Origin of the sequence: Halobellus sp. EA9, assembly GCF_051195055.1 — an archaeon.
In the GTDB taxonomy this organism is placed as follows: Archaea; Halobacteriota; Halobacteria; order Halobacteriales; family Haloferacaceae; genus Haloquadratum; species Haloquadratum rubicundus.
Map to the genome: position 1 here is coordinate 104,945 of NZ_JBNTJW010000004.1, position 23,550 is coordinate 128,494.

Below are 23,550 nucleotides of genomic sequence, written 5' to 3' on the forward strand. Positions count from 1 at the left end.
GCGTCGATTTGCGTCGGTCGGCTCCGATCGGCTCCGACACCCCCCGGCGACGCCGGACCGGTGACTCTTTGACGCCGACGCTGTGAGAGGTGGGTATGAGTGCCGAATCGCCGGATAACGTCCTCTTCGTGGTGATGGATACCGTCCGGAAGGACCGCCTCACCCCCTACGGGTACGACCGGCCGACGACGCCGACGCTCGACGCCTTCGCCGAGGAGGCCACCGTCTTCGAGCAGGCCGTCGCGCCGGCGCCGTGGACGCTCCCGGTCCACGCGTCGCTCTTCACCGGAATGTACCCCTCCCAGCACGGCGCCGACCAGGAGAACCCCTACCTGGAGGGCGCGACCACGCTCGCGGAGACGCTCTCGGATGCGGGCTACGACACCGCCTGCTACTCCTCGAACGCCTGGATCACGCCGTACACCCACCTCACCGACGGCTTCGACGACCAGGACAACTTCTTCGAGGTGATGCCCGGCGACTTCCTCTCGGGCCCGCTCGCCCGCGCGTGGAAGACGATGAACGACAACGACGCGCTCCGGGCGATCGCGGACAAGCTCGTCAGCCTCGGCAACACCGCCCACGAGTACTTCGCCGGCGGCGAGGGCGCCGACTCGAAGACGCCCGCCGTCGTCGACCGGACGATGGAGTTCCTCGACGACAGCGACCGCGCGTTCGCGTTCATCAATCTGATGGACGCCCACCTGCCGTACCACCCGCCCGAGGAGTTCGCCCGGGAGTTCGCCCCCGGCGTCGACTCGACCGAGGTGTGTCAGAACTCCAAGGAGTACAACTCCGGCGCCCGCGACATCGACGACGAGGAGTGGGAGGACATCCGGAGCCTCTACGACGCCGAGATCGCCCACATCGACGACCAACTGGGACGGCTGTTCGACTGGCTGCGGTCGGAGGACAAGTGGGACGACACGATGGTCGTCGTCTGCGCGGACCACGGCGAACTCCACGGCGAACACGACCTCTACGGCCACGAGTTCTGCCTGTACGACCCGCTCGTGAACGTCCCGCTGCTGGTCAAACACCCCGACCTGGAGGCAGAGCGCCGCGCCGACCAGGTCGAACTCGTCGACCTGTACCACACCGTCCTCGACGCCCTCGACGTCGAGGGCGGAACGCCCGCTGCGGCGGGCGAGACGGCAGTCCCGCTCGACCGCACGCGCTCGCTCCTCTCCGAGTCGTACCGCGAGTTCGGCCGCGTCGACGACGACGCCCGCGACCCGGGACAGCGCGACGACGGCGCGGACGCCTTCATCGAGTACTCCCGGCCCGTCGTCGAGCTCAAGCAGTTGGAGGAGAAGGCCGCCGACGCGGGGATCACGCTCCCCGAGGACTCCCGGTTCTACTCGCGGATGCGCGCCGCGCGCCGGACCGACGCGAAGTACGTCCGGATCGACCGGATCGCCGACGAGGCCTACCGGCTCGATTCGGACCCCGACGAGACGGACAACGTCGCGGGCGAGGGCGACCCGGAGGTCGAGGCGACCGAGGCGGCGCTCGCGGACTTCGAGTCGGCGGTCGGCGGCGCCTGGACCGACGCGCTCGACGACGACGTCACCGACGACACCGTCGAGGAGATGGACGACGAGGCCCAAGAGCGCCTGCGGGACCTCGGGTACTTGGAGTGACGGTCACCGCGGCGCCGTGACGCTGTCGCGATCGCGACCGCGACCGCGACCACCTCTCGCTCAAGCGTCGGCGGTCCGGATCTCGAATCGGGCGCCGCCGCTGGCGCTCTCGCCGACGTCGAGGTCCCAGCCGTGGCCGGTGACGATCCGCTCGACGATCGCGAGGCCGAACCCGCTTCCGTCCTTGCTCGTCGTGTACCCCCGATCGAAGACGTGATCGCGGTGTTCCGGCGGGATGCCGGGACCGTCGTCTTCGATGAACACGCCCCCGCCGCCGTCGAGCACGCCGGCGGTGATCGCCACGTCGCTGTCCCCGTGTTCGACCGCGTTCCGGACGAGGTTCTCGAACGCCTCGGTGAGGCGCGTCGGGTCGCATTCGAGCGAGACGCTGCCGGTGATTCCGAGCGAACTCCCGGTCGCCCGAGCGTTGTCGTAGCTCTCTCGCATCAGCTCTGCGAACGCCGCCGGCTGTCGGTCGCCGATCGAATCGCCCTCCTTCGCCAGCGCGAGGAGCTCGTCGACGAGCCGATCCATCCGAGTGATGGCGTCCAGCGCCGTGTCGAGCCGCTCGCTCTCCCGTTCCTTGGCCGCGAGTCGGATGTTCCCGTTCGCGATGTTCAGGGGGTTTCGGAGGTCGTGGGCGACCGTCGACGCGAACTCTTCGAGCTGCTCGATCGTCTCCAGCAGGTCCTGTTGGTACACCTTTCGGTCGGAGATGTCGCGGGTCAGCCCGACGAGCGAGACGACGGTGCCGTCGTCGTCGACGACGGGCTTACACCGGGATTCGACCCACAGCTGGACCGCCTCGGACTTGTTGACCCGGTACTCGACGAGCTGTGGCTCGCCCTCGGAGGCGCGCTGCATCGCCTGTTCGACGCGCGCCCTGTCGCCGTCGTGGATGCGTTCGAGGAACGACGTGGGGTCGGCGCGCAGCTCCGAGGTCGGCTGTCCGAACAGCGGTTCGTGCCGGTCGTTGATGAACCGCAACTCCGACCAGTCCGGCGTGAACACCCACAGCGCCTGGTCGGTGACCGAGACGATCTCGCGCAACTGCTCGTTCGTCCGCTCGATCTCCCGTCGGCTCCGCCGGTGTTCGACGTACGTGACGATCTTCTGGACGAGCAGCGGCGCCTGATTCTCGATCGCCTCGCGGATCACGTAGTCGGTGACGCCCGCCTCGATGGCGCGACTCGCGACCGTCTCGTCGCCGGTGTTCGTAAACAGCAGGAACGGGACGTCGGCGTCGACCGCTCGGACCCGCCTGAGAAACTCGACGCCGGTCTGGCCCGGCATGTGGTGATCGCAGAGGATGCAGTCGATGTCGGCGTCGGCGTCGCTCCGGGCGTCGGCGAAGACCTCCCACCCGCGATCGGGGCTCGCGGCCGTCTGGACGCGCAGGCGATCGCTCTCGTCGGTCAGCTGCGTGCGCAGGAGCTCCAACTGCGGCTCGTCGTCGTTGACGTAGAGAACCTCGATATCCGGTTCGCTGGTCATTGCCGGAAACACCCCCCGATCCGGGATAATACTTCACGTCCGAGCTTCAATTCGGAGAATCACGCGCCGATCCCGCCGGATCGCAGCCTCGAATCACATAAAGTCCGCGATGCCGGACTGTTTGTTCTTGTCGTTCTCGAAGACGGATTCGAGGGAGCGCTCCAGGACTTCGAGCCGCTGTTTCGTGTACTCGCGACAGCCGAACTCCTCGGCGACGTGGATGGCGGTGTCCATGTACTTGTTGACGGACCCGCGGTGGACCGTCAGATTCACCCGGCCGCCGCACTCCCGGCACTCGCCGGTGAGCGGCATTCGCCGGTACTTCTCGCCGCAGTCGAGACACCGGGTCTCCTGGCGGGAGAAGGCGCGGAGGTTCCCGATCAGGTCGGGGAGGAAGTGGTACTCGATGACGCGCTTTGCGACGTCGGTCTCGTCGACGGCCCGCAGTTTGCGCGAGAGTTCGAGCTGGGCGTCCATCTTGTCCATCATCGACCCGAGCGTCTTGTACGCCGAGAGGTCCGGCCCGAGGGCGATGTCGGAGGTGTCGTGGGTGTGGTCGAAGCCGCGGTACTCGTCGTCGGTGCCGAGGGTGTCCTCGCCGAGTTTGATGGCGTCCTCGACGGCGCCGGGGTCGGCCATCTCGCGGGTGGCCTCGTAGAATTCGAGGGGATACTGCCGGACGATGTCCATGTTGTGCGCCTCGTCGTCGATCTCGCTGGGGTCGATCCGCGAGGACATCACCAGGGGCGCGTCCATCTGACCGCCGCGCTTGTCGGGGAGGTAGGACTTCGAGAAGTTCAGGAGACCGTCCATCAGCAGCATCACGCAATCTTCGTCTCCGTCGCAGTTCCGACGCTTGGCGGCGTGAAAGTACGGATGCGCGTAGCCGACGGCCGCGGAGGTGAAGCCGACGACGCGGCCGACGACGGCAGCAGAAGTGTGCGGCGCCATCCCGAAGACGAGCTCGCCGACGAGGTCCTCGCGCTCGTCGACCTCGTAGAACGGCGGCAGATCGTAGAAGTCTTCGAGGAGGTCGTCGACGAAGTCGGCGGTCTTGAGCATATGCTCGGCCGCGCCGTCCGAGAGGACGATGTCCTGGACCTTCAGTTCGACCAGCTGGTCGTCGAACTCCAGGGGTTCGCCGTCGATGTCGGTCTCGTAGCCGAGCTCGCGGAAGTCCTCGGCCGTGACGTCCAGTTCCGAGGGCCGGACCGCCGTGACCGGCAGGTCCGTCATATCGTAGCGGACCGTCCCGTCCTTGAACGAGGTGACGCCGTTCTTCGCCCGGAGGACGCCCTTGGCCATCGGCTCGGGCGTCTTGTCCGCCGAGGTGAGCCCCTGGACGCCCTTCAGGATGTCGTAGGCGGACTCGCGCTCGCCCACCTGTTCAAGCGCGTCGCGGTACTCCTCGCCGACGTCGACCGAGAACCACTCGGCGCTCGTGACCTCCCGCTCGCACCCGTCGCAGTAGACGCGGCCGGACTCGTCGGGCTCGACGACGCGGCCGCACTCCTCGCACTCGTAGTGGGGCTCGGTGTGGGCGTCGCACTCCGGACAGCGGGTCCGGAAGGTGTGGGCGTCGCACTCCGGGCAGAGCCGATCGCCCACGCGGACGTCGACGACGCCGCGGCGCCCCTGGTCGTCCCTGAACCGCGCGGCCTCGCCGACGTCGCGCTGGCTGCCGCCGGCGTCGCCGATCGGAAAGAGCGTGTGGACCGCCGGCGAGAGGTCGCGGGACTCGGACTTCTCGGGCCGGCCCATCCGGTTGCCGATGCGGGTCGGCGCGCGCTCCCGGACCTCGAACGGCGCGACCTCGTTGACGGCTTCGAGCGCGCTCTCGCCGTCGTCCCACTCGCGAGCGCGCGCGGAGAGGTCCTCGGGCGTCCAGTCGCGGTCGAGCGTTCCCCCCTCGACGTCGAAGCCGAGCGAGCGGACCAAGAGTCGCCACTCCGGCACCGCGACCGTCTCCTCGCGTCGGGTGTGTTCGACGAGCAGGTGCTCCAGGGCGCTCGCGACCCGCTCGGAGAACGGGAGGACGAGCGCGTCGGCGTCGACGTCGCCGCGCTGTTCGCCCTCGGCGCCGGCGCGGTCGGCCTCGGAGCCGTCGCCGGGCGCGCGATCGACGACGCCGCCGTCGGCCTCGGCGGCGACGACCCGGCCGGCGTCGACCGCGTCCGCGAGCGCCGCGAAGTCGTCGACCGAGACGTCGTGCCAGAGGTAGGTGTAGTCCGGGTGGAGCGGGCAGTCGTAGTCGGTCGCCCACGCGACCGCCTCCGCGGGCGTCGGGTGTTCCAGGTCGACGCCGGGGTCGTCCGCGAGCGCCTGGACCGGGGCGCCGGCGTCATCGAACTCCTGGACCCACCACTCGTAGACGTAGGAGGCGGGCGCGAGCGGGTGATTGTTCTCGACGAACTCGCCGTAGTTGACCAGGTACTCGCCGAGGTCGATGATCTTCTCGACGCCGTTTCTGATTTCCAGCGCCTCCGCGGGGTCGTCGATCTGCCGGACGTCGCCGTTCGCCAGTCTGACGGTCGGCCCCTCGATGGAGTCGACGGGGATGACGCCCGCGGCCTTGCCCGGCCGCTCGGTCTTGATCTGCGTGCCGGTCGCGAGGAAGTCGTCGACGAGGTGCATCGTCGCCGGGTGGACGCCCGCGGTCGCGAAGCCGTGGTTGCGGGCGCGGCCGTAGCGGAGGCGGAAGCCGCCCGCGGCGCTCGGGTGCCCGAAGACCGGGCGGCCGGCGATCAGGTCCCGGAGGTACTTCTCGGAGGGGTCGAGCCGCGGCGGGCCCGCGGGGCGGTCGTCCTCCGAGTCGGGGGCGTCGCCGTCGCCCGACGGTCCCTCCTCGGCCTCGTCGCCGTCGCCGTCGCCGTCGCTCTCTGCCGAGTCGTCGGCCTCCTCATCTCCGCCTCCGTCTTTCGCGTCGGCGCCGGCGCCGCCGTCCTTCCCGATCGTCCCGTCGATGAGGTCCTGGAGCCACGGCCAGTCGACCTCGTCGAGGCCGCGGGTGTACCGCTGGATCTTCGGGGCCTTCAGCGCGATCCCCTCCGCGAGGACGAGACACATCCCCCCGCGCGGGGAGTTGGTGTCGACGCGTTCGAGGTCCCGGAAGCCCGAGACCTCCTCGTCGCCGGTGGCCTCGCCGTCCAGCATGATCGGCATGTGCTCGGCGATGAACTTCGTCTCCTTGTCCTTCGGCGAGTACTGGAGCCCCGTCTCCTTGTCGTAGAGGCCCACCTCCTCGGCGTAGCGCTCGATCTCCGCCGAGCGGGCCTTGTACTCGTCGATGTCCAGAAGCGAGCGGGCGTAGTCGGCAACGAGGACGGAGAGCGCCTGGGCCGTCCCGCCCGCCGAGCGGATCGGCCCGGCGTAGTAGACGTTGACGAACTCCGTGCCGTCGTCGTTCTCTAGGATCTCGACGCGGTCGATCCCCTCGATGGGCGCGGCGACGACGCCCTCGGTGAGGAGCGCGACGGCGGTGCGGACCGCGCCCTCGACCTTGCCGGCCCGGCCCTCGTAGTCGCCGACGGTGCCTTCGACGAAGTCGGTGACCAGTTCGAGGGCGGCCTCCTCGCGGGACATCTGGCCTTCGAGCTCGCGAACGCGCTCGGCGACGCCGTCGATCCCGAGGATGTTCTCCACGCGGTCGGCCATATCCTTCGCGACCGGGATCTCGACCCCGGGCTCGGGGTCGCGGCCCTGCGCCTTCGCGCGCTCGGCGCGGTCGAACGCCTCGTCGAGGCGGGATTCGATCCGCTCGAAGTACCGCTCGTCCTCGGGCCGCATTACAGCCAGAGGTCCAGATCGGTCGGCCCGTGGTGCTCGCGGACGAGCGGTTCGTCGAAGGCGCGGAGGTGGACCTCGCCGGCGAACACCGTCGCGGCGTTGAGGTGGCCGGCGAGCGCCTGGCCGCTCTCGCGGGAGAGCACGGCGTGGGTGTGCGCGAAGGTCTCGCCGTCGAGGTCGGCGACGTTGCCGACGCAGGCCGCGACTTCCAGGGGCTCGTCGAAGGTCACAGACCGGTACTCCTTGTCGTCCTGGTCGTAGAACCACACCTCGGCGTCCTGGACGGCGCCCATCGCCTGGAACCACGCGGCGTCGATGTCTTCGAGGTCGGCGAACTCCTCGATCTCCGTCCGCCAGTCGGCCCCCGTTTCGAGTCGCAGGAGGAACTCCCGGGTCGACTCGACTTCGCGATACTGCATACCCGTTCCGTGGAGAGACGCGGACAAAAATCTACGTGTCTGCGCGTCGCGAGGGGTCCGCGACCCCGGCTCGGACCCGAAAGCGTACGTCGGTGCCGGTCCGAACGCGAACGATGAGCGACGCCGGAGAGGATGACGATGACGACGCCGGTCTCGTCGACCGGGCGAAATCGGCCGGGCTCGAAGTCGCCGGCGTCGTCGTCGACGCGGTGCTCGATGCGCTGTGAGCGGCGCTGCCGCTGGCGGGAAATGCGGCGACAAAAAATCAGTTCAGGGGCGAGGGGACCGTCCGATCAGGCCCACTCGTCGAGCGACGGCGCCTCCGATACTCGCATCGAGAGCCACGCATCGTCGCGGGAGATGTCCGCGATAATGAACTCCGACTGAGCGGGGGTGGAGTCCACCGAGGCCATCACCTCGGCGCGCGACGCGTCGGACACGGCCGTCGCATTCGGCGTCATGTTTGTGAATGTGTCTCAGTCATACATAAACCCGTCGAATTGACTGTGCGAGTATCACACGAATATGTATATTTCGTCGCGAGTAACGATACAGATGAGCGGTAATCCATCGTACTTACCCACGAATGATTTGCTTTGCGCGGACAAATTCGTCGTTCTGATATGGAATAGTCCGTGAGATACTATGTCGTGGCAATTGCTCCCAGACGCGGGACGGGTCGCGGGTCGGGCGGCCGGCGGCGAGAGCGGCGCGACACGAGACCGCTTCGGGCCGGGCGGACGCGCCGCGAAACGGGGGCGACGGGCCGGCACGCGGAGCGAACGGGGCTTCAAAGAGTACAAGAGGTGTGGCGCAGTAAGGCGCCGTATGAACGTTGCCGACGCGATGACTCCCCGCGAGGACGTGGTGGTCGTAGAACTCCCGGGGACTCGCGACGACGTGCTGGAGTATCTCCAGGAGCGCGGCTTCTCTTCGGTCCCGGTCGTCAAGCGGACCGACGAGGGCGAGGAGTACAGAGGGCTCGTCTCCCGCGAGGAACTGATCGAACGCCCCGACGAGGACCAGCTCGCGGTCCTGATGCGGGACGTCCCGACCGTCACGGCCGACGCGAGCGTCGTCGAGGCGGCGCGCCTGATGTTCGACAGCGGGACGCGGCGCGTCCCCGTCGTCGACGGCGTCCTGGAGGGCATCATCACCGTCACCGACGTCGTCCGCGCGATCGCGCGCGGCGAGGTCGACCTGGACGTCACCGCCGGCGAGATCGCCACCCGCGACGTCAACACGACCTACACGGAGACGCCGCTGCCGGTCGCCGAGCGCGAACTCTACTACGCAAACGTCCCCTACGCGGTCTGTCTCGACGACGAGGGATCGATGGCCGGGATCCTCACCGAGGTCGACATCATCGAGGTCGCCCGCGTCGTCGAGGGCGAAGACGACACCGGCGACTCCGTGGCCGGCCAGGACGACGAGTGGATGTGGGAGGGGATCAAGGCCGTCGGCAACCGCTACATCCCGACCCGGAACGTCGAGATCCCGGCCGAGCCCGTCTCGACGTTTATGTCCGGCGACCTCGTGACCGTCCCGAAGAGCAAGCCCGCCGTCGAGGTGGCCCAGGCGATGATCACAGAAGACATCGAGCAGATCCCGCTCGTGACGGGCGACCAGCTCGTCGGCATCGTCCGCGACATCGACCTGCTGGAGGCGCTGGAATGAGTCAGGAGGAAACCGAGGGCGAACGGCTCGCGGAGCTGGCCAAGCGCCGCGGGTACTTCTTCGGCGCGAGCGGCGCCTACGGCGGCGCGGCGGGCTTCTACACGTTCGGGCCGCAGGGCGCGTCGCTGAAGTCGAACGTCGAGGACGCCTGGCGCGAGCGCTTCACCGTCCAGGAGGGCAACTTCGAGGTCGAGGCGCCGACGATTATGCCCGAGCCCGTCTTCGAGGCCTCGGGCCACCTCGACGGCTTCGACGATATGCTCGTGGAGTGTCCCCAGTGCGGCGAGTCCCACCGCGCGGACCACCTCATCGAGGACGAGACGAGCATCGAGGAGGCCGAGACGCTGCCCATCCCCGAGGTCGAAGACCTGATCGAAGAACACGAGATCCAGTGTCCCGCCTGCGGCGCGCACCTCTCGGGCGAGCCGGTCGACGACTTCAATCTGATGTTCGAGACGAACATCGGCCCCGGGTCGTCGACGCCGGGGTACCTCCGGCCCGAGACCGCACAGGGTATCTTCGTGGAATTCCCGCGGATCAAGGAGTACGCGCGCAACAGCCTCCCGTTCGGCGTGACCCAGATCGGGCGGGCCTACCGGAACGAGATCTCGCCGCGGAAGAGCATCGTCCGCACCCGGGAGTTCACCCAGGCGGAGCTGGAGCAGTTCGTCGACCCCGAGCGCGACGAGCCCGATCTGGAGTCGGTGAGAGACGTCGAGGTGACGCTCTACCCCGCGACCGAGCAGGAGCGTGACGGCGGCGGCTACGTCGAGACGACGGTCGGCGCGGCGGTCGAGGAGGGCATCGTCGGCGACGCCTGGGTCGGCTACTTCCTCGGCGTCGCCCAGGAGTGGTACGAGCGGATCGGCGTGGACGTGGACCGCTTCCGCTTCCGCCAGCACCTCCCCGGCGAGCGCGCCCACTACGCCGCGGACTGCTGGGACGCCGAGAGCGAGGTCGACGGCGACTGGATCGAGATCGCCGGCTTCGCCTACCGGGGCGACTACGACCTCTCGAAGCACGACGAGTACGGCGACGACGAGTTCACGATCTTCCGGCAGTTCGACGAGCCAAAGGAGGTCGAAGAGGCCGTCGTCGAGCCCGACATGAGCGTCCTCGGCCCCGAGTTCGGCGGCGCCGCCGGCGACGTGAAGGCGGCGCTCGAAGACCTCGCCGAGCGCGATCCCTCGGCGTTCGAGGGCGACGTCGTCGAGGTCGAGATCGACGGCGAGACCCACGAGGTCGACGCCGACGTGGCGAACTTCCGCATCGAAGAACGGACCGTCTCCGGCGAGCACATCACGCCGCACGTGATCGAGCCGTCGTTCGGCGTCGACCGGACGGTGTACACCCTGCTCGCGCACGCCTACGAGCGCGACGAGGTCGACGGCGAGGCGCGGAGCTTCCTCTCGCTCTCGCCGGAGGTCGCGCCGACCGACGTCGGCGTCTTCCCGCTCGTCTCGAACGTCGAGCGGCTCGTCGAGCGCGCCGAGGGGATCGTCGACGACCTTCGAACCGCGGGCTTCAGCGTCGTCTACGACGACTCCGGCAGCATCGGCCGCCGCTACCGCCGCCAGGACGAGGTCGGCACGCCGTTCTGCGTCACCGTCGACCGCGACGGGCTCGAAGGCGACGGCCCCGACACCGTCACGATCCGCGAGCGCGACACCGCGCGGCAGGTCCGCGTCCCCGTTTCGGACCTCGTCGACGAACTGCGGGCGGTCGAGAGCGGCGACCGGCCGTTCGACGACCTGGTCGACGCCTACGAGCTCGTCGCGCCGGGCGCCGACGGGTAACGATGGCGCTCGCCCGCGTCTCGACGGCCGAGCTGCAGCGGCGACTCGTCCACGCGAGCGGGACGGGACTCGTGCTGCTGTACGTCTTCGGCGTCGTGACGTGGGCGCAGTTCGGCCGCCTGATGCTCTTTGCCGCCGCGGTCGCGGCCGTCCTGGAGACGCTTCGCCTTTTCATCGGCCTCGACTGGGCGATCTACGACCGGCTCACCCGCCCGTACGAGGAGACGAACGTCGCGGGCTACGCGCTGTATATGTTCAGCATCACCGCCGTCGCGCTCGTCTTCGCGCCGCACCTGGCCGTGCCGGCGGCGCTGATGCTGACGATCGGCGACCCGATCTCGGGGCTGCTCGGCACGACGCGCGAGGCCGACGAAGCGAAGGGCGTCGAGACGCTCGGCGCGATGTTCCTGGTCTGTCTCCTCGTGTCGGCGCCGTTCCTCGTCCCCGTCGCGGGCGCCGTCGCCGGCGGCGCGGCGTCGGTCGCGGCCGCGCTCGCTGCCACCCTCGCGGACGGCTTCAAGCCCGTCATCGCGGGCTACGTGATCGACGACAATCTGTCGATCCCGCCGGTCGCGGCCGTCGCGGGCGGGGTCGTGCTGGCGGTCGCCGGCGCGGCGCCCGTCGTCGGGTGACGACCGAATCTGCGGCGCCGCTCACAGGGCGATTTTTGTACCGCAGGGCCGAACCGGGGAGCGTGACCGTCTACGAGAGCGACCTCCCGGGCGTCGGAAAGAAACACGAGATCGACCTGCCGGACGGCTCACAGCTCGTCGTCGTGACCCACAACGAGGGGCGGCGCGAAGTGTTCCGGCGGCCGGCCCCCGACGCCGACTCCGAGAAGCTCTTCGAGCTCCCCGACGACCTGGCGCGCCAGGTGGGCACGATCCTCGAAGGCGCGTACTTCCAGCCCGTGGAGTCCCAGCGCGTCGAGACGCTGCTCGGCGGCGACACGCTCTTGGAGTGGGTCGAAATCGACGCCGACTCGCCGGTCGCGGGCCGGACCCTCGGCGAGGCCGACCTCCGACGGGAGACGGGCGCGTCGGTCGTGGCCATCGAGCGCGGCGACGCGGTGATGCCGTCTCCCGGCAGCGACACCACGATCGAGGCGGGCGACACCCTGGTCGTCGTCGGGAGCCGCGAGGCCTACGAGGCGTTCGAGTCGCAGGTGACAGACGGCGCCGAGAGCGACGACGGCTCGGACGGCCGATAATGGCCGCTGGACTCCTCGAACTCGGCGAACTGTTCGTCGTCCTCGCGGTCGCCGGCGCCGTCGCGCTCCGCGTCGGACTCTCCGTCATTCCGCTCTACGTCGTCGGCGGGATGGCCGCCGGCCCGTTCGTCGCCGGCCGCCTCGGCGTGCCGTACGTGCCGGACGGCGAACTGCTGACCGTCCTGGCGGAGGTCGGGATCGTGCTCCTCCTCTTCTTTCTGGGACTGGAGTTCAGCCTCGATCGGCTTCTGGCGTCGCGCTCTGCGATCACCCGCGCGGGCGTGATCGACGTCGCGATCAATCTGCCGCTCGGGATCGCGCTGGGGCTCGCGCTCGGGTGGTCGGTCGTGGAGGCGCTGCTCCTCGGCGGCATCGTCTACATCTCCTCGTCGGCGATCGTCACGAAGACGCTCATCGACCTCGGGTGGATCGCCGACGAGGAGGCCGAGCCGATCCTCGGCACGCTGGTCTTCGAGGACCTCTTCATCGCGGTCTACCTCGCGGTCGTCACCTCGCTCGTCCTCGGTGGTGGCGGGGGCGCCGGCGGCCTGGGCGGCGTCGCCCGCTCGCTGGCGATCGCCTTCGGCTTCCTGGGGCTGCTGCTCGTCGCCGTCCAGTACGGGACGGCGTTCTTCGCCCGCGTGCTCGACGTCCCCGAGACGGAGGCGTTCGTGCTCCGGACGCTCGCGGTCGTCGTCCCCGTCGCCGGCGTCGCGCTGGCGCTGGGCGTGAGCGAGGCCGTCGCGGCCTTCTTCGTCGGGATGGGCTTCTCGACGAGCGGCCACCGCGAGCGGATCGAACAGCTCCTCACGCCCGTCCGCGACGTCTTCGCGGCGGTCTTCTTCTTCTGGATCGGCGTCGGCACCGACCCGCTGACCCTCGCGGCGGTCGCCGTCCCGCTCGTCGCGGCGGTCGCCCTGACGACGCCCGCGAAGGTCCTCTCGGGGTACCTCGGCGGGCAGGCGTACGGGCTCTCCGAGCGGCGCTCGCTCCGGGTCGGCGTCGGGCTGGTCCCCCGCGGGGAGTTCTCGCTCGTCATCGCCGCCCTGGCCGCGAGCGGATCGACGCCGGTCCTACAGGAGACGATCCCCGCGCTCGCGGTGGGCTACGTGCTCGTGATGAGCGGGCTCGGGACGGTCCTGATGCAGCGCTCGGACGTCGTCGAGACGATCGTCGGCCGGATCCGGCCGGTCGACGGGGCCTCGCGATGAGCGATAGATCCGCCGTCGGCGTCGACGCCTGCCCCGCCGGCTGGGTCGCGAGCGTCCGCGGCGCCAACGGCCTCCGCGTCGAGACGCACGAGTCGTTCGCGTCGGTCGCCGGGGCCTACCCCGAGGGGCGAATCCTCGTCGACATCCCGATCGGACTGCCGGCGGGGAGCCGACGCCGTTGCGACGAGGTCGCAAGCGACCTGCTGGGCTGTCGCGGCATCTCCGTCTTCTACCCGCCGAGCGAGCGCGCGGTCGAGCGCGACGACTACGACGCCGCCAGCGACGCCCACCGCGCGGACGTGGGCCACGGGCTCTCCCGGCAGGCGTTTCACATCCGGGAGGAGATCCGGGAGGTCGCCGAGGTCGCGGGCGACGACTACGACGGGCGGATCCGGGAGGCCCACCCGGAGCTCTGTTTCGCCGGGCTGAACGGGCAGCCGATCGCCTACGCGAAGTCCGGCGAGCGGGGCCGTCGGCTCCGACGCGCGCTCCTGAGCGACGCGGTCGAGGGCGCGGAAGCGGCGTACGCGGACGCGCTGGAGCGACACCCGCGGAGCGCGGTCGGCCGCGACGACGTCCTCGACGCGATGGTGCTCGCGGTCGCCGCCGCGGCGCCGTCGCTCGCGACCGCGCCGCCGGACCCCGACGGCGACGAGCCGCGGATCTACTACCTCGGGTTCGCGGTCCGGGGGCCGTGAACGCCCGCGTCGGCGCCGACGCGTCCCGAAAACGTTTAGTGCGACGGCTGAACTGTATACCGACGATGACAGGGCGCTCTCGGACGCTCGCTCGCGTTCTCCGGAGAGCCGCCGCTACGGCCGTCTCGGCGCCCCACGCGCCGATTTCTGCCGACGTCGACGCCGGCGCGCGACGCCGACGACGACGGGCCGCCTAGGCCCACCACTCCTCTCCTTTCCACGTCCCGTCGATCCGACCCGGAAGCGACAAGCGTCTCTTCGGCCCGGTTACAGGCATTGCTGCGATTTAATTTTTTAATCCTAAACCGTGTAATTTATACACGAGAGCGACTGATTCGGAGGTATAATGACAAGCGTGGCACTCGCGTTCTCCGGCGGGCTCGACACCACGGTGTGCGTGTCGCTCCTGCAGGAGGAGTACGGCTACGACGAGGTCGTCGGCGTCACGGTCGACGTCGGCCAGCCCGAATCGGAGTTCGAGGAGGCACAGGAGACGGCGGACGCCCACGGCCTGGACCTGCACGTCGTCGACGCGAAAGAGGAGTTCGCCGAGCTCTGCTTCGACTCGGTGCGCGCGAACGCGACCTACCAGGGCTATCCGCTCGGGACGGCGCTGGCTCGGCCGGTCATCGCGAACGCCATCCTCGAAGTCGCCGAGGCGGAGGGCTGTGACGCGCTCGCGCACGGCTGCACCGGCAAGGGCAACGACCAGCTCCGCTTCGAGGTCGTCTGGCGCGCCTCCGACCTCGACGTCGTCGCGCCCGTCCGCGAGATGGAACTCACCCGCGAGTGGGAACAGGAGTACGCCGAAGAGCACGACCTCCCCGTCCAGTCCGGCAACTCCGGCGTCTGGTCGATCGACACCAACCTCTGGAGCCGCTCGGTCGAGGGCGGCCAGTTGGAAGACCCCAGCTACGTGCCGCCGGAGGACATCTACGAGTGGACCCAGGACCCCGCGACGAACACCGAAACTGAATTAGTGGAGATCGAGTTCGAGGACGGCTACCCCGTCGCGCTCGACGGCGAGGAGCTCTCGCCCGTCGAACTCATCGAGCAGCTGAACGAGCAGGCCGGCAAGCACGGCGTCGGCCGCACGGATATGATGGAAGACCGGATGCTCGGGCTGAAGGTCCGCGAGAACTACGAGCACCCGGCGGCGACGACGCTTCTCACCGCCCACGAGGCCCTAGAGCAACTGGTGCTCACGAAGGACGAGCGCGACTTCAAGCGCTCCATCGACGACGAGTGGGCCCAGAAGGGCTACGAGGGCCTCGTCGAGCACCCGCTCGTCGGCGCGCTGGAGGGCTTCATCGACGAGACCCAGTCGCGCGTCACCGGCACCGTGACCGTGAAGTTCGAGGGCGGCCAGGCCCGCGCGGTCGGCCGCGAGTCCGACTACGCGGTCTACTCCGAGGACGCCGCCTCGTTCAACACCTCCGGGGTCGGCGACATCACCCAGCAGGACGCCACGGGCGTCGCGAAGTACCACGGCTTCCAGTCGCGCCTCGCCAACGCCGCGACCGAGGCCGCGGAAGGCGACGACGAAGGCGACTGGGAGTAAGCGACGATGACCGAGGGCGAGGGACCGGACGACGCGAGCGTGGTCCGGCGGGACCGCTTCAGCGGCGGCCCCGCCCGCGGATTTCTGTCCAGCCTCGCGGCCGACGAGCGCATCTTCCAGGCCGATCTCGCGGTCGACCGCGCGCACGTGGTGATGCTCGCCGAACAGGGCATCGTCGAATCCGACGTCGCGGGCGAGATCCTCGCCGCGCTGGACGAGGTCGAGGCGGCGGGCCACGGCGCGCTCCCCGACGGCGAGGACGTCCACGAGGCGATCGAGACGGCCGTCGTCGACCGTATCGGCCCGGACGGCGGAAAGATGCACACCGCCCGGAGCCGCAACGACGAGGTCGCCGCCTGCATCCGCTGCCGCCTGCGCGAGGACCTGCTCGACGCGGCCGAGGGCACCGTCGCGCTGCGCGAGGCGCTCGTCGACGTCGCCGAGGAGCACGTCGACACCGTGATGCCGGGCTACACGCACCTCCAGCCGGCCCAGCCCACGACCCTCGCGCACTTCCTCCTCTCCTACGAGTCCGCGGTCGCCCGCGACACGGCGCGGCTGCTCGACGCGTACGACCGGACGAACCGCTCGCCGCTCGGCGCGGCGGCGTTCGCGGGGACGCCGTTCGATATCGACAGGGAGCGGACCGCGGCGCTGCTCGGCTTCGACGGGATCGTCGAGAATTCGATGGACGCCTCCGCGGGGAGGGACTTCCTCGCGGGGGCGACGAGCGCGCTCGCGACCCACGCCGTGACGCTGTCGGGGCTGGCCGAGGACCTGGTGATCTTCGCGAACAAGGGCTTCGTCGACCTCGCGGACGACTACTCCTCGACGTCGTCGATCATGCCGCAGAAGGTCAACCCCGATACCCTCGAACTCGTCCGCGCGGTCGCGGGCGACGCCGTCGGCGACCTGACCGGCCTGCTGACGACGCTGAAGGGGCTGCCGCGGGCGTACAACCGCGATCTCCAGCGCGCGACGCCGCACGCCTGGGAGACCGTCGACGCGGTCTCGGAGGCGACGGCCGTCGCCGCGGGCGCGGTCGCGACCGCCGACTGGCCCGTCGAGACGCTCGCCGCGGAGGCGGGCGCGGGCTTCTCGACGGCGACCGGCGTCGCCGACGCGCTCGCGATGGCGGGCGTGCCGTTCCGCACCGCCCACGAGGTGCTCGCCGAGGCGGCCGAGCGCGCCGGCGGCGAGACGCCCGACGTCGCAACACTTGACGAGGTCGCAGCCGACGTACTCGGCGACTCCCTCTTCGAGTACGTGGACCGGGCGGACGTCGAGGCCGTGCTCGATCCCGGCAAGAGCGTGGCGAGCCGGGACTCCGTCGGCGGCCCCGCCCCCGAGGTGGTGGCCCGCCAGCTCGACGCCGCCGAGGAGCGCCGCGACGCGGACTCGGCCGCGATCGCCGAGCGCCGCGACGCGCTCGACGAAGCGGCAGCGACGCTGGAGGCGGAGGTGGCCGGCTATGTCTGACGCGCGACCCGAGCCGCGCGCCGACGGCCGCGCGTCGCGGGGGCCGCCGGACCCGCCGCGCGGGCGTCGATCGCGACGGTCCCCCTCCCGGGGACGATAACATATGAAATCAGACATAGATTTCACACGGGCGGACTGATCGACTGTTTCACGCCGTTAGTAGTATCGCCGTTCAGGTAATTTATCCGATAACTTCGATGGGTTTAAGTCGCTTCCACGCCGACCGACGGGTATGGCAGAAACCGTCACCGCAGAAGACCCGCTCACCGGAGAAGAGATCGAGATCCCCGCCGACGTCGAGGTCGGCGAGATCGTCGACAGCCCGGCGACCGGCGCCGAACTGGAAGTCGTCTCCGTCGACCCGATCACGCTCGAAGAAGCCCCGGAACTCGAAGAGGACTGGGGCGAGTGAGATGAAGGTTGGGCTGCTCTACTCCCGGATCCGGAAAGACGAGAAGCTCCTCCTGGGGGAGCTCCGCGACCGCGACCACGAGATCGAGAAGATCGACGTCCGGAAGGAGCAGTTCAACATCTCGGAAGCGCCCGACGTCTTCGCGGACGTGGACGTCGTCGTCGACCGCTGTCTGGCGACGAGCCGGAGCGTCTACATCACGCAGTTCCTCGACGCCTACGACGTGCCCGTCATCAACTCGGCCGAGACCGCCGACGTCTGCGCCGACAAGGTGAAAAACAGCTTGGCGCTGGAGGCCGCCGGCGTCCCGACGCCGAACACGGAGGTCGCGTTCACGACCGACAGCGCCCTGGAGACGATCGAGGAGTTCGGCTACCCCTGCGTGATCAAGCCCGTCGTGGGCTCGTGGGGGCGGCTGATGGCGAAGGTCGAGTCCCGCTCGGCCGCCGAGGCCGTCCTCGAACACAAGGCGACGCTGGGCCACTACCAGCACAAGGTGTTCTACGTCCAGGAGTTCGTCGAGAAGCCCGGCCGCGACATCCGCGTCGTGGCCGTCGACGGCGAGCCGGTCGCCGCGATGACGCGCTCGTCGGACCACTGGCTCACCAACGCCGCCAAGGGCGGCGAGGTCGCGGCCTTCGAGGTCGACGACCGGGTCCGCGAGCTCGTCGCCGACGCGTCCGACGCCGTCGGCGGCGGGCTCTTGGGAGTGGACCTGATGGAGACAGGCGAGGATTACACCGTCCACGAGGTCAATCACACAGTGGAGTTCAAGGCGCTCAACGACGCCGTCGACGTCGACGTCCCCGCCGAAGTGGTCGACTGGATCGAAAACAAGGTGGCGACGGAGACCGAGGCGAGCGTATGAGCGAGCACTACACCGCCGCCGTCGTCGGCGGCTCGGGCTTCACCGGCGGCGAGCTCCTGCGGCTCCTCTATCAGCACCCCGACTTCGACGTCGTCCAGGCGACGAGCAGATCGAAGGAGCGCAAGACCGTGGGCCACGTCCACCCGAACCTCCGGGAGATGGACCTCCGTTTCACCTCTCCCGAGGACCTCGAATCCGTGGACGCCCTGTTCGCGGCGACGCCCCACGGCGTCTCGATGGAGCACATCGACCGGTTTCAGGAGGCCGCGGACACCGTCGTCGACCTCTCGGCGGACTTCCGCCTGAGTACGGAAGAACAGTACGACGAGTGGTACGACGGCCACGTCTGTCCCGAGTACCTGGAGGAGGCCGAGTACGCGCTGCCCGAGATCAATAGAGAAAATCTCCCCGGCGCGAGCCTGATCGCCTCCGGCGGCTGCAACGCCACCGCGACGATCCTGGGGCTGAAGCCGCTGTTCGACGCCGGGATCTTGGAGGGCGACGAGCAGGCCGTCGTCGACGTGAAGGTCGGCTCCTCGGAGGGCGGCGCCGGCGGCGGCGACGCCTCCAGCCACCCCGAGCGCTCGGGCATCGTCCGCCCGTACGCGCCGACGGGCCACCGCCACGAGGCCGAGATCGAGGAGTTTCTTGGATTATCGGTCTCGTTCACCGTCCACGCGGTCGACATGACCCGCGGCGCGAGCGCGACCTGCCACCTCTTTCCCGATCAGCCGGTCTCGAAGGGCGACCTCTGGAGCGCCTACCGCGACGCCTACGCCGACGAGCCGTTCATGCGGACCGTCGCCGGCGGAGGCGGCGTCTACCGCTACCCCGAGCCGAAGGCGGTCGCCGGGACCAACTTTGGAGAGGTCGGCTTCGAGGTCGACCCCGGCAATCGGAGACTGGTCGTCTTCTCGGCGATCGACAACATGATGAAGGGCTCGGCGGGGCAGGCCGTCCAGGCCGCGAACGTCGCGCTCGGCCTCGACGAGACCGCGGGACTGGAGTTCGCCGGCCTCCACCCCGTCGGCGCGCCCTGACCGCACGCGACTCCACCTCACGATGATGTACGATACTACACCACACGACGCACGCGCCGCGCGCCAGACGCCCGACGACGACGCGGACCCGCGAGTCCGAGCCGACGGGGGCGAGCGCGGCGACGGGAAGCCGCCGGTCGTCGTGAAGGTGGGCGGCGCCCGCGCGGTCGACCCCGCGGGCGCAGTCGAGGACGTCGCGGACCTCGTCGCCGAGGGACGGGAGGTCGTCGTCGTCCACGGCGGCTCGACCGCCGTCGACGACACGCTCGAAGAGCTCGGCGAGGAGCCGACCTACGTCGAGACGCCCGGCGGCGTCGTCGGGCGCTTCACCGACGAGCGCACGATGGAGGTGTTCACGATGGTGATGCCCGGCAAGCTGAACACCGACCTCACCGTCACCCTGCGGAACGCGGGCGTCGACGCCGTCGGTCTCTCGGGCGTCGACGGCGGCTTGCTTTCGGGCCCGCGGAAGTCCGCGGTGCGCGTGATCGAGGACGGCAAGAAGAAGATCAAGCGCGGCGACCACTCGGGGAAGATCACCGACGTGAACGCCGACCTGCTCGAACTCTTGTTGAATCAGGGCCACACGCCGGTCGTCACCGTGCCGATGCTGGCCGACGACGGCGTCGCGGTCAACGCCGACGCCGACCGGGCCGCCGCGGCCGTCGCGGGCGCGCTCGGGGCCGAACTGGTCGTCCTCACCGACGTCGCCGGCGTCTACCGCGACCCCGACGACGAATCGACGCTGATCGGGTCGGTCGCGACCCCGGCGGAATTCGACGCGCTAAAGGACGCTGCGGAAGGGTTTATGACCAAGAAAGTGATGGCAGCCAAAGAGGCGCTCGACGGCGGGGCGACGACCGTGATCGTCGCGGACGCGAACGCCGACGATCCGATCCTGGCCGCACTCGGCGGGAGCGGCACCCACATCGAGGCGAGCGCGGTCGCAGACGGCGAGGAGGTGGACGGATGAGCGGCGGCTTCGTCTTCTCGGAGAAGCCGATCCAGATCGAGTCCGGCGAGGGCGCGTACCTCTACAGCCCCGACGGCACCGAGTACCTCGACTTCGGCGCCTCCTACGCCGTCGCCGCGCTCGGCCACGCCCACCCCGCGGTGACAGAGGCCGTCCGGGCACAGGCCGAGAAGCTGACCTACGTGCAGGCCTCCTACCCGGTCGAGGCGCGGACCGACCTCTACGAGAAACTGGCCGCGCTGGGGCCGGGCGACGCCGACAACGTCTGGCTCTGTAACTCCGGGACCGAGGCCAACGAGGCGGCGATGAAGTTCGCCCGCTCGGCGACGGGGCGCTCGAAGATCGTCGCGACGAAGCGCGGCTTCCACGGCCGGACGCTGGGGTCGCTCGCTTTGACCTGGAAAGACAAGTACAAGGCGCCGTTCGAGCCGCTGGCCGGCGGCGTGGAGTTCGTCCCCTACGGCGACAGCGAGGCCCTCGCCGAGGCGGTCGACGAGGAGACGGCGGCGCTCTTCTTGGAGCCGATCCAGGGCGAGGGCGGGATCCACCCTGCCCCCGCGGAGTATCTCGAACACGCCCGCGAGGTGACCGAGGACGCGGGCGCGGCGCTCGTCTTCGACGAGATCCAGACGGGCGTCGGGCGGACCGGCGACCTCTGGGCCTGCGAGGGCGTCGGCGTCGAGCCCGACATCCTCACCTCCGCGAAGGGGATCGCCAACGGGCTCCCGCTCGGGGCGACCCTCGTGCAGGACTGGATCGCCGAGGAGCCCGGCGACCACGGCTCGACGTTCTCCGGCGGGCCGGTCGTCGCCGCCGCGGCCAACGCGACCCTGGAGACGGTCGTCGACGAGGACGTGCCCGGAAACGCCGCGCGCGTCGGCGAGTACCTCCGGAGCGAGATCGAGGCCGCGGTCGACGAACACGACCTCCCCGTCAGGGAGGTCCGCGGCGTCGGCCTGATGATCGGGATCCAGGTGAAGCGGGGGGCAAACCGCGTGCTGAAGAACCTCGCGCTCTCCGAGCAGGTGCTCGCGCTGCCGGCGGGCCGGACGGTCGTCCGGCTGCTCCCGCCGCTCACGATCGACGAGAGCCACGCCGACCAGTTCGTCGACTCGCTCGTGGAGGTGCTCGGATGAGCCTGGAACTCGATCCCGACGACCTCGACGAGACGGAGGCCGAGCCGGCCGCGGCCGAAGCCGATCCGACGGACGCGGACCCGACCGAGCTCGTCGAGTTCGACCCCGACAGCGTCGACGTCGCGGGCGACGGCGGCACGGCGTTCACCGCGACCGACCACGACGTCTTCGACGTCGAGCCGGGGCTCACCGAGGGGCTGAACGAGGCCCAGACCCTGCTCGCGGATCTGGTCTCGATCCCCTCGCCGTCCGGCCAGGAGGCCGCCGCGGCCGAGCGGCTGAAGGCGTTCTTCGAGGCCCACGACCGCGAGGTGTGGATCGACGAGGTCGGCAACGTGCGCGCGCCCGCCGACGACTCGGTCCTGTTGACCTCGCACGTCGACACCGTGCCGGGCGACGTGCCCGTGCGGATCGAAAACGGCGTGCTCTGGGGTCGCGGGACCGTCGACGCGACCGGGCCGCTGGCGGCGATGGCCGTCGCGGCCGTCGAGACCGGCGTCTCCTTCGTCGGCGTCGTCCAGGAGGAGACCAGTTCCACCGGCGCGTGGCACCTCGTCGAGGACCGCGAGGCGCCCGAGGCGGTGATCAACGGCGAGCCCTCGGGCTGGGACGGCATCACCCTCGGGTACCGCGGCTTCCTCGCGGGCACGTACGTCTCGACGAGCGAACTCGGCCACTCCTCGCGCCCCGAGGACAACGCCATCCAGTCGGCGGTGAACTGGTGGTCCAGCGTCGCGGACTTCTTCGACGAGGACGAGTCCGACGGCGTCTTCGACACGGTGACGACAAAGCCCGTGAGCTTCGACGGCGGCCCGACGGAGGACGGCCTCGCGGTCGAGGCGACCGTCGACGTCCAGTTCCGCGTGCCCCCGAAGTTCACCATCGACGACATCCGGGAGGTCGCCGAGGGCGAATTAGTGCGGGGAAGCGTCCACTGGGAAAAGCCCATCCCGCCCGTGATGACGAGCCCGCGCACCGAGGTCGGCCGCGCGTTCCGCGTCGCGATCCGCGGGGCCGGCGGCGAGCCGAGGCTGCTCAGGAAGACCGGCACGAGCGACATGAACATCTACGCCGGCGCGTGGGACTGCCCGATGGCGACCTACGGCCCGGGCGACTCCGATCTGGACCACGCCCCGAACGAACACCTCGACCTCGCGGAGTACGACAGCTCGATCGACGTCCTCGTGGACGTCTGCGAGCGCCTGCAGGAGTGAGAGAGATGCTCGAAACCGACCACTTCCTCGACATCGACGACCTCGCGACGGACGAACTGCACGCGGTGCTGGACCGCGCCGCGGCGATCAAGGCCGGCGAGGACGACACCGAACTCCCGGACCACACCCTGGGGATGCTCTTCGAGAAGCCCAGCACCCGAACCAGAATCTCCTTCGAGACCGGGATGACGCAGTTGGGCGGCCACGCCATCTTCCTCGGCCCCGACGACATCCAACTGGGCCACGGCGAGCCGCTGTCGGACACCTCGCGGGTGCTCTCGCGGTACGTCGACGCCGTGATGGCGCGGCTGTTCGACCACGAGGACCTCCTGGAGATCGCCGAGTACTCGGACGTCCCCGTCGTCAACGGCCTCACCGACGACGCCCACCCGTGTCAGACGCTCGCGGACCTCCTGACGATCCAGGAGGCCTTCGGCGGCTTCGAGGACGTCCAGGCCGCCTGGGTCGGCGACGGCAACAACGTCGGCCAGTCGTTCGTGATCGGCGCGGCGATGGTCGGCCTGGACCTGACGGTCGCGACGCCCGACGGCTACGGGATGAGCGAGGACGTGCTCGATCAGGCCGAGGCGATCGGTCACCCGCCGACGGCCGTCGACGACCCCGCCGAGGCCGTCGCCGACGCCGACGTGGTCTACACCGACGTGTGGATCTCGATGGGCCAGGAGGACCAGCGCGAGGAGAAGCTCGCCGCGTTCGAGGGCTATCAGGTGAACGAGGAACTGCTCTCGGACTCCGACGCGCAGGTGATGCACTGTCTGCCCGCCCACCGCGGCGAGGAGATCACCCACGACGTCCTCGAATCCGACCGCGCGCTCGTCTGGGACCAGGCCGAGAACCGCCTGCACGCCCAGAAGGGGCTGCTCGTCGAACTGCTGGACGCCTGATCGAGGACGGCAACCGCTTTTATTTACG

At 69.7% G+C, this 23,550-nt stretch carries 20 protein-coding genes; 16 read left to right on the forward strand and 4 right to left on the reverse strand.

Annotation, left to right across the window (positions count from 1 at the left end; genetic code table 11):
- Positions 1 to 95: 95 nt before the first annotated feature.
- Positions 96 to 1,643: a sulfatase gene (locus ACQUQ0_RS06685; protein ID WP_435183976.1), complete on the forward strand. Its 1,548-nt coding sequence runs from the start codon at positions 96 to 98 to the stop codon at positions 1,641 to 1,643.
- A gap of 60 nt (positions 1,644 to 1,703) precedes the next feature.
- Here the strand turns inward: ACQUQ0_RS06685 and ACQUQ0_RS06690 are convergent, their stop codons facing one another.
- From ACQUQ0_RS06690 to ACQUQ0_RS06705, 4 genes are all read right to left on the reverse strand, one after another.
- Positions 1,704 to 3,137 carry an ATP-binding protein gene (locus tag ACQUQ0_RS06690; RefSeq protein WP_435183978.1) on the reverse strand — a complete coding sequence of 478 codons (1,434 nt, stop codon included), beginning with the start codon at positions 3,135 to 3,137 and terminating at the stop codon, positions 1,704 to 1,706.
- A gap of 93 nt (positions 3,138 to 3,230) precedes the next feature.
- Complete coding sequence (locus tag ACQUQ0_RS06695; RefSeq protein ID WP_435183980.1) at positions 3,231 to 6,923, reverse strand: DNA polymerase II large subunit; 3,693 nt, start codon at positions 6,921 to 6,923, stop codon at positions 3,231 to 3,233.
- Positions 6,923 to 7,342, reverse strand: a complete 420-nt coding sequence (locus tag ACQUQ0_RS06700) for a PPC domain-containing DNA-binding protein (protein ID WP_435183982.1) — start codon at positions 7,340 to 7,342, stop codon at positions 6,923 to 6,925. The genes ACQUQ0_RS06695 and ACQUQ0_RS06700 overlap by 1 nt, the downstream gene beginning before the upstream one ends.
- A gap of 293 nt (positions 7,343 to 7,635) precedes the next feature.
- Positions 7,636 to 7,803 carry a DUF7556 family protein gene (locus ACQUQ0_RS06705; RefSeq protein ID WP_372386710.1) on the reverse strand — a complete coding sequence of 56 codons (168 nt, stop codon included), beginning with the start codon at positions 7,801 to 7,803 and terminating at the stop codon, positions 7,636 to 7,638.
- Positions 7,804 to 8,170: 367 nt separating this feature from the next.
- On the opposite strand from ACQUQ0_RS06705, the gene ACQUQ0_RS06710 reads away from it, so the two are divergent.
- From ACQUQ0_RS06710 to argF, 15 genes are all read left to right on the forward strand, one after another.
- On the forward strand, positions 8,171 to 9,019 hold the full coding sequence (locus ACQUQ0_RS06710) for a CBS domain-containing protein (RefSeq protein WP_435183984.1): 849 nt from the start codon (positions 8,171 to 8,173) through the stop codon (positions 9,017 to 9,019).
- Positions 9,016 to 10,815, forward strand: coding sequence for a glycine--tRNA ligase (gene glyS / locus ACQUQ0_RS06715; protein ID WP_435183986.1), 1,800 nt, complete (start codon positions 9,016 to 9,018; stop codon positions 10,813 to 10,815). Before ACQUQ0_RS06710 ends, glyS begins: the two co-directional genes overlap by 4 nt.
- A 2-nt stretch (positions 10,816 to 10,817) precedes the next feature.
- Positions 10,818 to 11,447 (forward strand): dolichol kinase, encoded by a 630-nt coding sequence (locus ACQUQ0_RS06720; protein ID WP_435183988.1) that lies wholly within the window; start codon positions 10,818 to 10,820, stop codon positions 11,445 to 11,447.
- 62 nt (positions 11,448 to 11,509) lie between these two features.
- Positions 11,510 to 12,025 (forward strand): cation:proton antiporter regulatory subunit, encoded by a 516-nt coding sequence (locus ACQUQ0_RS06725; protein ID WP_435183990.1) that lies wholly within the window; start codon positions 11,510 to 11,512, stop codon positions 12,023 to 12,025.
- A complete protein-coding gene (locus tag ACQUQ0_RS06730; RefSeq protein WP_435183992.1) occupies positions 12,025 to 13,236 on the forward strand; it encodes a cation:proton antiporter in 1,212 nt (403 codons plus the stop codon). Before ACQUQ0_RS06725 ends, ACQUQ0_RS06730 begins: the two co-directional genes overlap by 1 nt.
- A complete protein-coding gene (locus ACQUQ0_RS06735; protein ID WP_435183994.1) occupies positions 13,233 to 13,934 on the forward strand; it encodes a DUF429 domain-containing protein in 702 nt (233 codons plus the stop codon). The genes ACQUQ0_RS06730 and ACQUQ0_RS06735 overlap by 4 nt, the downstream gene beginning before the upstream one ends.
- Positions 13,935 to 14,280: 346 nt before the next feature.
- Positions 14,281 to 15,495, forward strand: a complete 1,215-nt coding sequence (locus ACQUQ0_RS06740) for an argininosuccinate synthase (RefSeq protein WP_435183996.1) — start codon at positions 14,281 to 14,283, stop codon at positions 15,493 to 15,495.
- Positions 15,496 to 15,501: 6 nt separating this feature from the next.
- The gene (gene argH, locus ACQUQ0_RS06745) at positions 15,502 to 16,974 is read left to right on the forward strand and encodes an argininosuccinate lyase (RefSeq protein WP_435183998.1); all 1,473 of its coding nucleotides are present in this window, start codon (positions 15,502 to 15,504) and stop codon (positions 16,972 to 16,974) included.
- A gap of 232 nt (positions 16,975 to 17,206) precedes the next feature.
- Entirely contained in the window at positions 17,207 to 17,386 is a 180-nt protein-coding gene (lysW, locus tag ACQUQ0_RS06750) for a lysine biosynthesis protein LysW (protein WP_372386720.1), read from the forward strand.
- 1 nt (position 17,387) lies between these two features.
- Positions 17,388 to 18,254 (forward strand): lysine biosynthesis protein LysX, encoded by an 867-nt coding sequence (gene lysX / locus ACQUQ0_RS06755; protein ID WP_435184000.1) that lies wholly within the window; start codon positions 17,388 to 17,390, stop codon positions 18,252 to 18,254.
- A complete protein-coding gene (gene argC / locus ACQUQ0_RS06760; protein ID WP_435184001.1) occupies positions 18,251 to 19,294 on the forward strand; it encodes an N-acetyl-gamma-glutamyl-phosphate reductase in 1,044 nt (347 codons plus the stop codon). Before lysX ends, argC begins: the two co-directional genes overlap by 4 nt.
- 25 nt (positions 19,295 to 19,319) lie before the next feature.
- The gene (locus tag ACQUQ0_RS06765) at positions 19,320 to 20,267 is read left to right on the forward strand and encodes an acetylglutamate/acetylaminoadipate kinase (protein ID WP_435184003.1); all 948 of its coding nucleotides are present in this window, start codon (positions 19,320 to 19,322) and stop codon (positions 20,265 to 20,267) included.
- Positions 20,264 to 21,403: an aspartate aminotransferase family protein gene (locus ACQUQ0_RS06770; RefSeq protein ID WP_435184005.1), complete on the forward strand. Its 1,140-nt coding sequence runs from the start codon at positions 20,264 to 20,266 to the stop codon at positions 21,401 to 21,403. The genes ACQUQ0_RS06765 and ACQUQ0_RS06770 overlap by 4 nt, the downstream gene beginning before the upstream one ends.
- Positions 21,400 to 22,617, forward strand: a complete 1,218-nt coding sequence (locus tag ACQUQ0_RS06775; RefSeq protein WP_435184007.1) for a [LysW]-lysine hydrolase — start codon at positions 21,400 to 21,402, stop codon at positions 22,615 to 22,617. The genes ACQUQ0_RS06770 and ACQUQ0_RS06775 overlap by 4 nt, the downstream gene beginning before the upstream one ends.
- 5 nt (positions 22,618 to 22,622) lie before the next feature.
- Positions 22,623 to 23,522 carry an ornithine carbamoyltransferase gene (gene argF, locus ACQUQ0_RS06780; RefSeq protein WP_435184009.1) on the forward strand — a complete coding sequence of 300 codons (900 nt, stop codon included), beginning with the start codon at positions 22,623 to 22,625 and terminating at the stop codon, positions 23,520 to 23,522.
- Positions 23,523 to 23,550: the final 28 nt, after the last annotated feature.

What these genes read in the sequence shown, in the direction of transcription:
- ACQUQ0_RS06735 (WP_435183994.1), top strand. Translation starts at nt 13,233, where the DNA reads ATGAGCGATAGATCCGCCGTCGGCGTCGACGCCTGCCCCGCCGGCTGG.
- argH (WP_435183998.1), top strand. Translation starts at nt 15,502, where the DNA reads ATGACCGAGGGCGAGGGACCGGACGACGCGAGCGTGGTCCGGCGGGAC.
- ACQUQ0_RS06705 (WP_372386710.1), bottom strand. Translation starts at nt 7,803, where the DNA reads ATGACGCCGAATGCGACGGCCGTGTCCGACGCGTCGCGCGCCGAGGTG.
- argF (WP_435184009.1), top strand. Translation starts at nt 22,623, where the DNA reads ATGCTCGAAACCGACCACTTCCTCGACATCGACGACCTCGCGACGGAC.
- argC (WP_435184001.1), top strand. Translation starts at nt 18,251, where the DNA reads ATGAGCGAGCACTACACCGCCGCCGTCGTCGGCGGCTCGGGCTTCACC.
- ACQUQ0_RS06695 (WP_435183980.1), bottom strand. Translation starts at nt 6,923, where the DNA reads ATGCGGCCCGAGGACGAGCGGTACTTCGAGCGGATCGAATCCCGCCTC.
- ACQUQ0_RS06700 (WP_435183982.1), bottom strand. Translation starts at nt 7,342, where the DNA reads ATGCAGTATCGCGAAGTCGAGTCGACCCGGGAGTTCCTCCTGCGACTC.
- ACQUQ0_RS06720 (WP_435183988.1), top strand. Translation starts at nt 10,818, where the DNA reads ATGGCGCTCGCCCGCGTCTCGACGGCCGAGCTGCAGCGGCGACTCGTC.
- lysX (WP_435184000.1), top strand. Translation starts at nt 17,388, where the DNA reads ATGAAGGTTGGGCTGCTCTACTCCCGGATCCGGAAAGACGAGAAGCTC.
- ACQUQ0_RS06770 (WP_435184005.1), top strand. Translation starts at nt 20,264, where the DNA reads ATGAGCGGCGGCTTCGTCTTCTCGGAGAAGCCGATCCAGATCGAGTCC.
- ACQUQ0_RS06710 (WP_435183984.1), top strand. Translation starts at nt 8,171, where the DNA reads ATGAACGTTGCCGACGCGATGACTCCCCGCGAGGACGTGGTGGTCGTA.
- ACQUQ0_RS06730 (WP_435183992.1), top strand. Translation starts at nt 12,025, where the DNA reads ATGGCCGCTGGACTCCTCGAACTCGGCGAACTGTTCGTCGTCCTCGCG.
- ACQUQ0_RS06685 (WP_435183976.1), top strand. Translation starts at nt 96, where the DNA reads ATGAGTGCCGAATCGCCGGATAACGTCCTCTTCGTGGTGATGGATACC.
- ACQUQ0_RS06690 (WP_435183978.1), bottom strand. Translation starts at nt 3,137, where the DNA reads ATGACCAGCGAACCGGATATCGAGGTTCTCTACGTCAACGACGACGAG.
- ACQUQ0_RS06765 (WP_435184003.1), top strand. Translation starts at nt 19,320, where the DNA reads ATGTACGATACTACACCACACGACGCACGCGCCGCGCGCCAGACGCCC.
- glyS (WP_435183986.1), top strand. Translation starts at nt 9,016, where the DNA reads ATGAGTCAGGAGGAAACCGAGGGCGAACGGCTCGCGGAGCTGGCCAAG.
- ACQUQ0_RS06740 (WP_435183996.1), top strand. Translation starts at nt 14,281, where the DNA reads ATGACAAGCGTGGCACTCGCGTTCTCCGGCGGGCTCGACACCACGGTG.
- lysW (WP_372386720.1), top strand. Translation starts at nt 17,207, where the DNA reads ATGGCAGAAACCGTCACCGCAGAAGACCCGCTCACCGGAGAAGAGATC.
- ACQUQ0_RS06775 (WP_435184007.1), top strand. Translation starts at nt 21,400, where the DNA reads ATGAGCCTGGAACTCGATCCCGACGACCTCGACGAGACGGAGGCCGAG.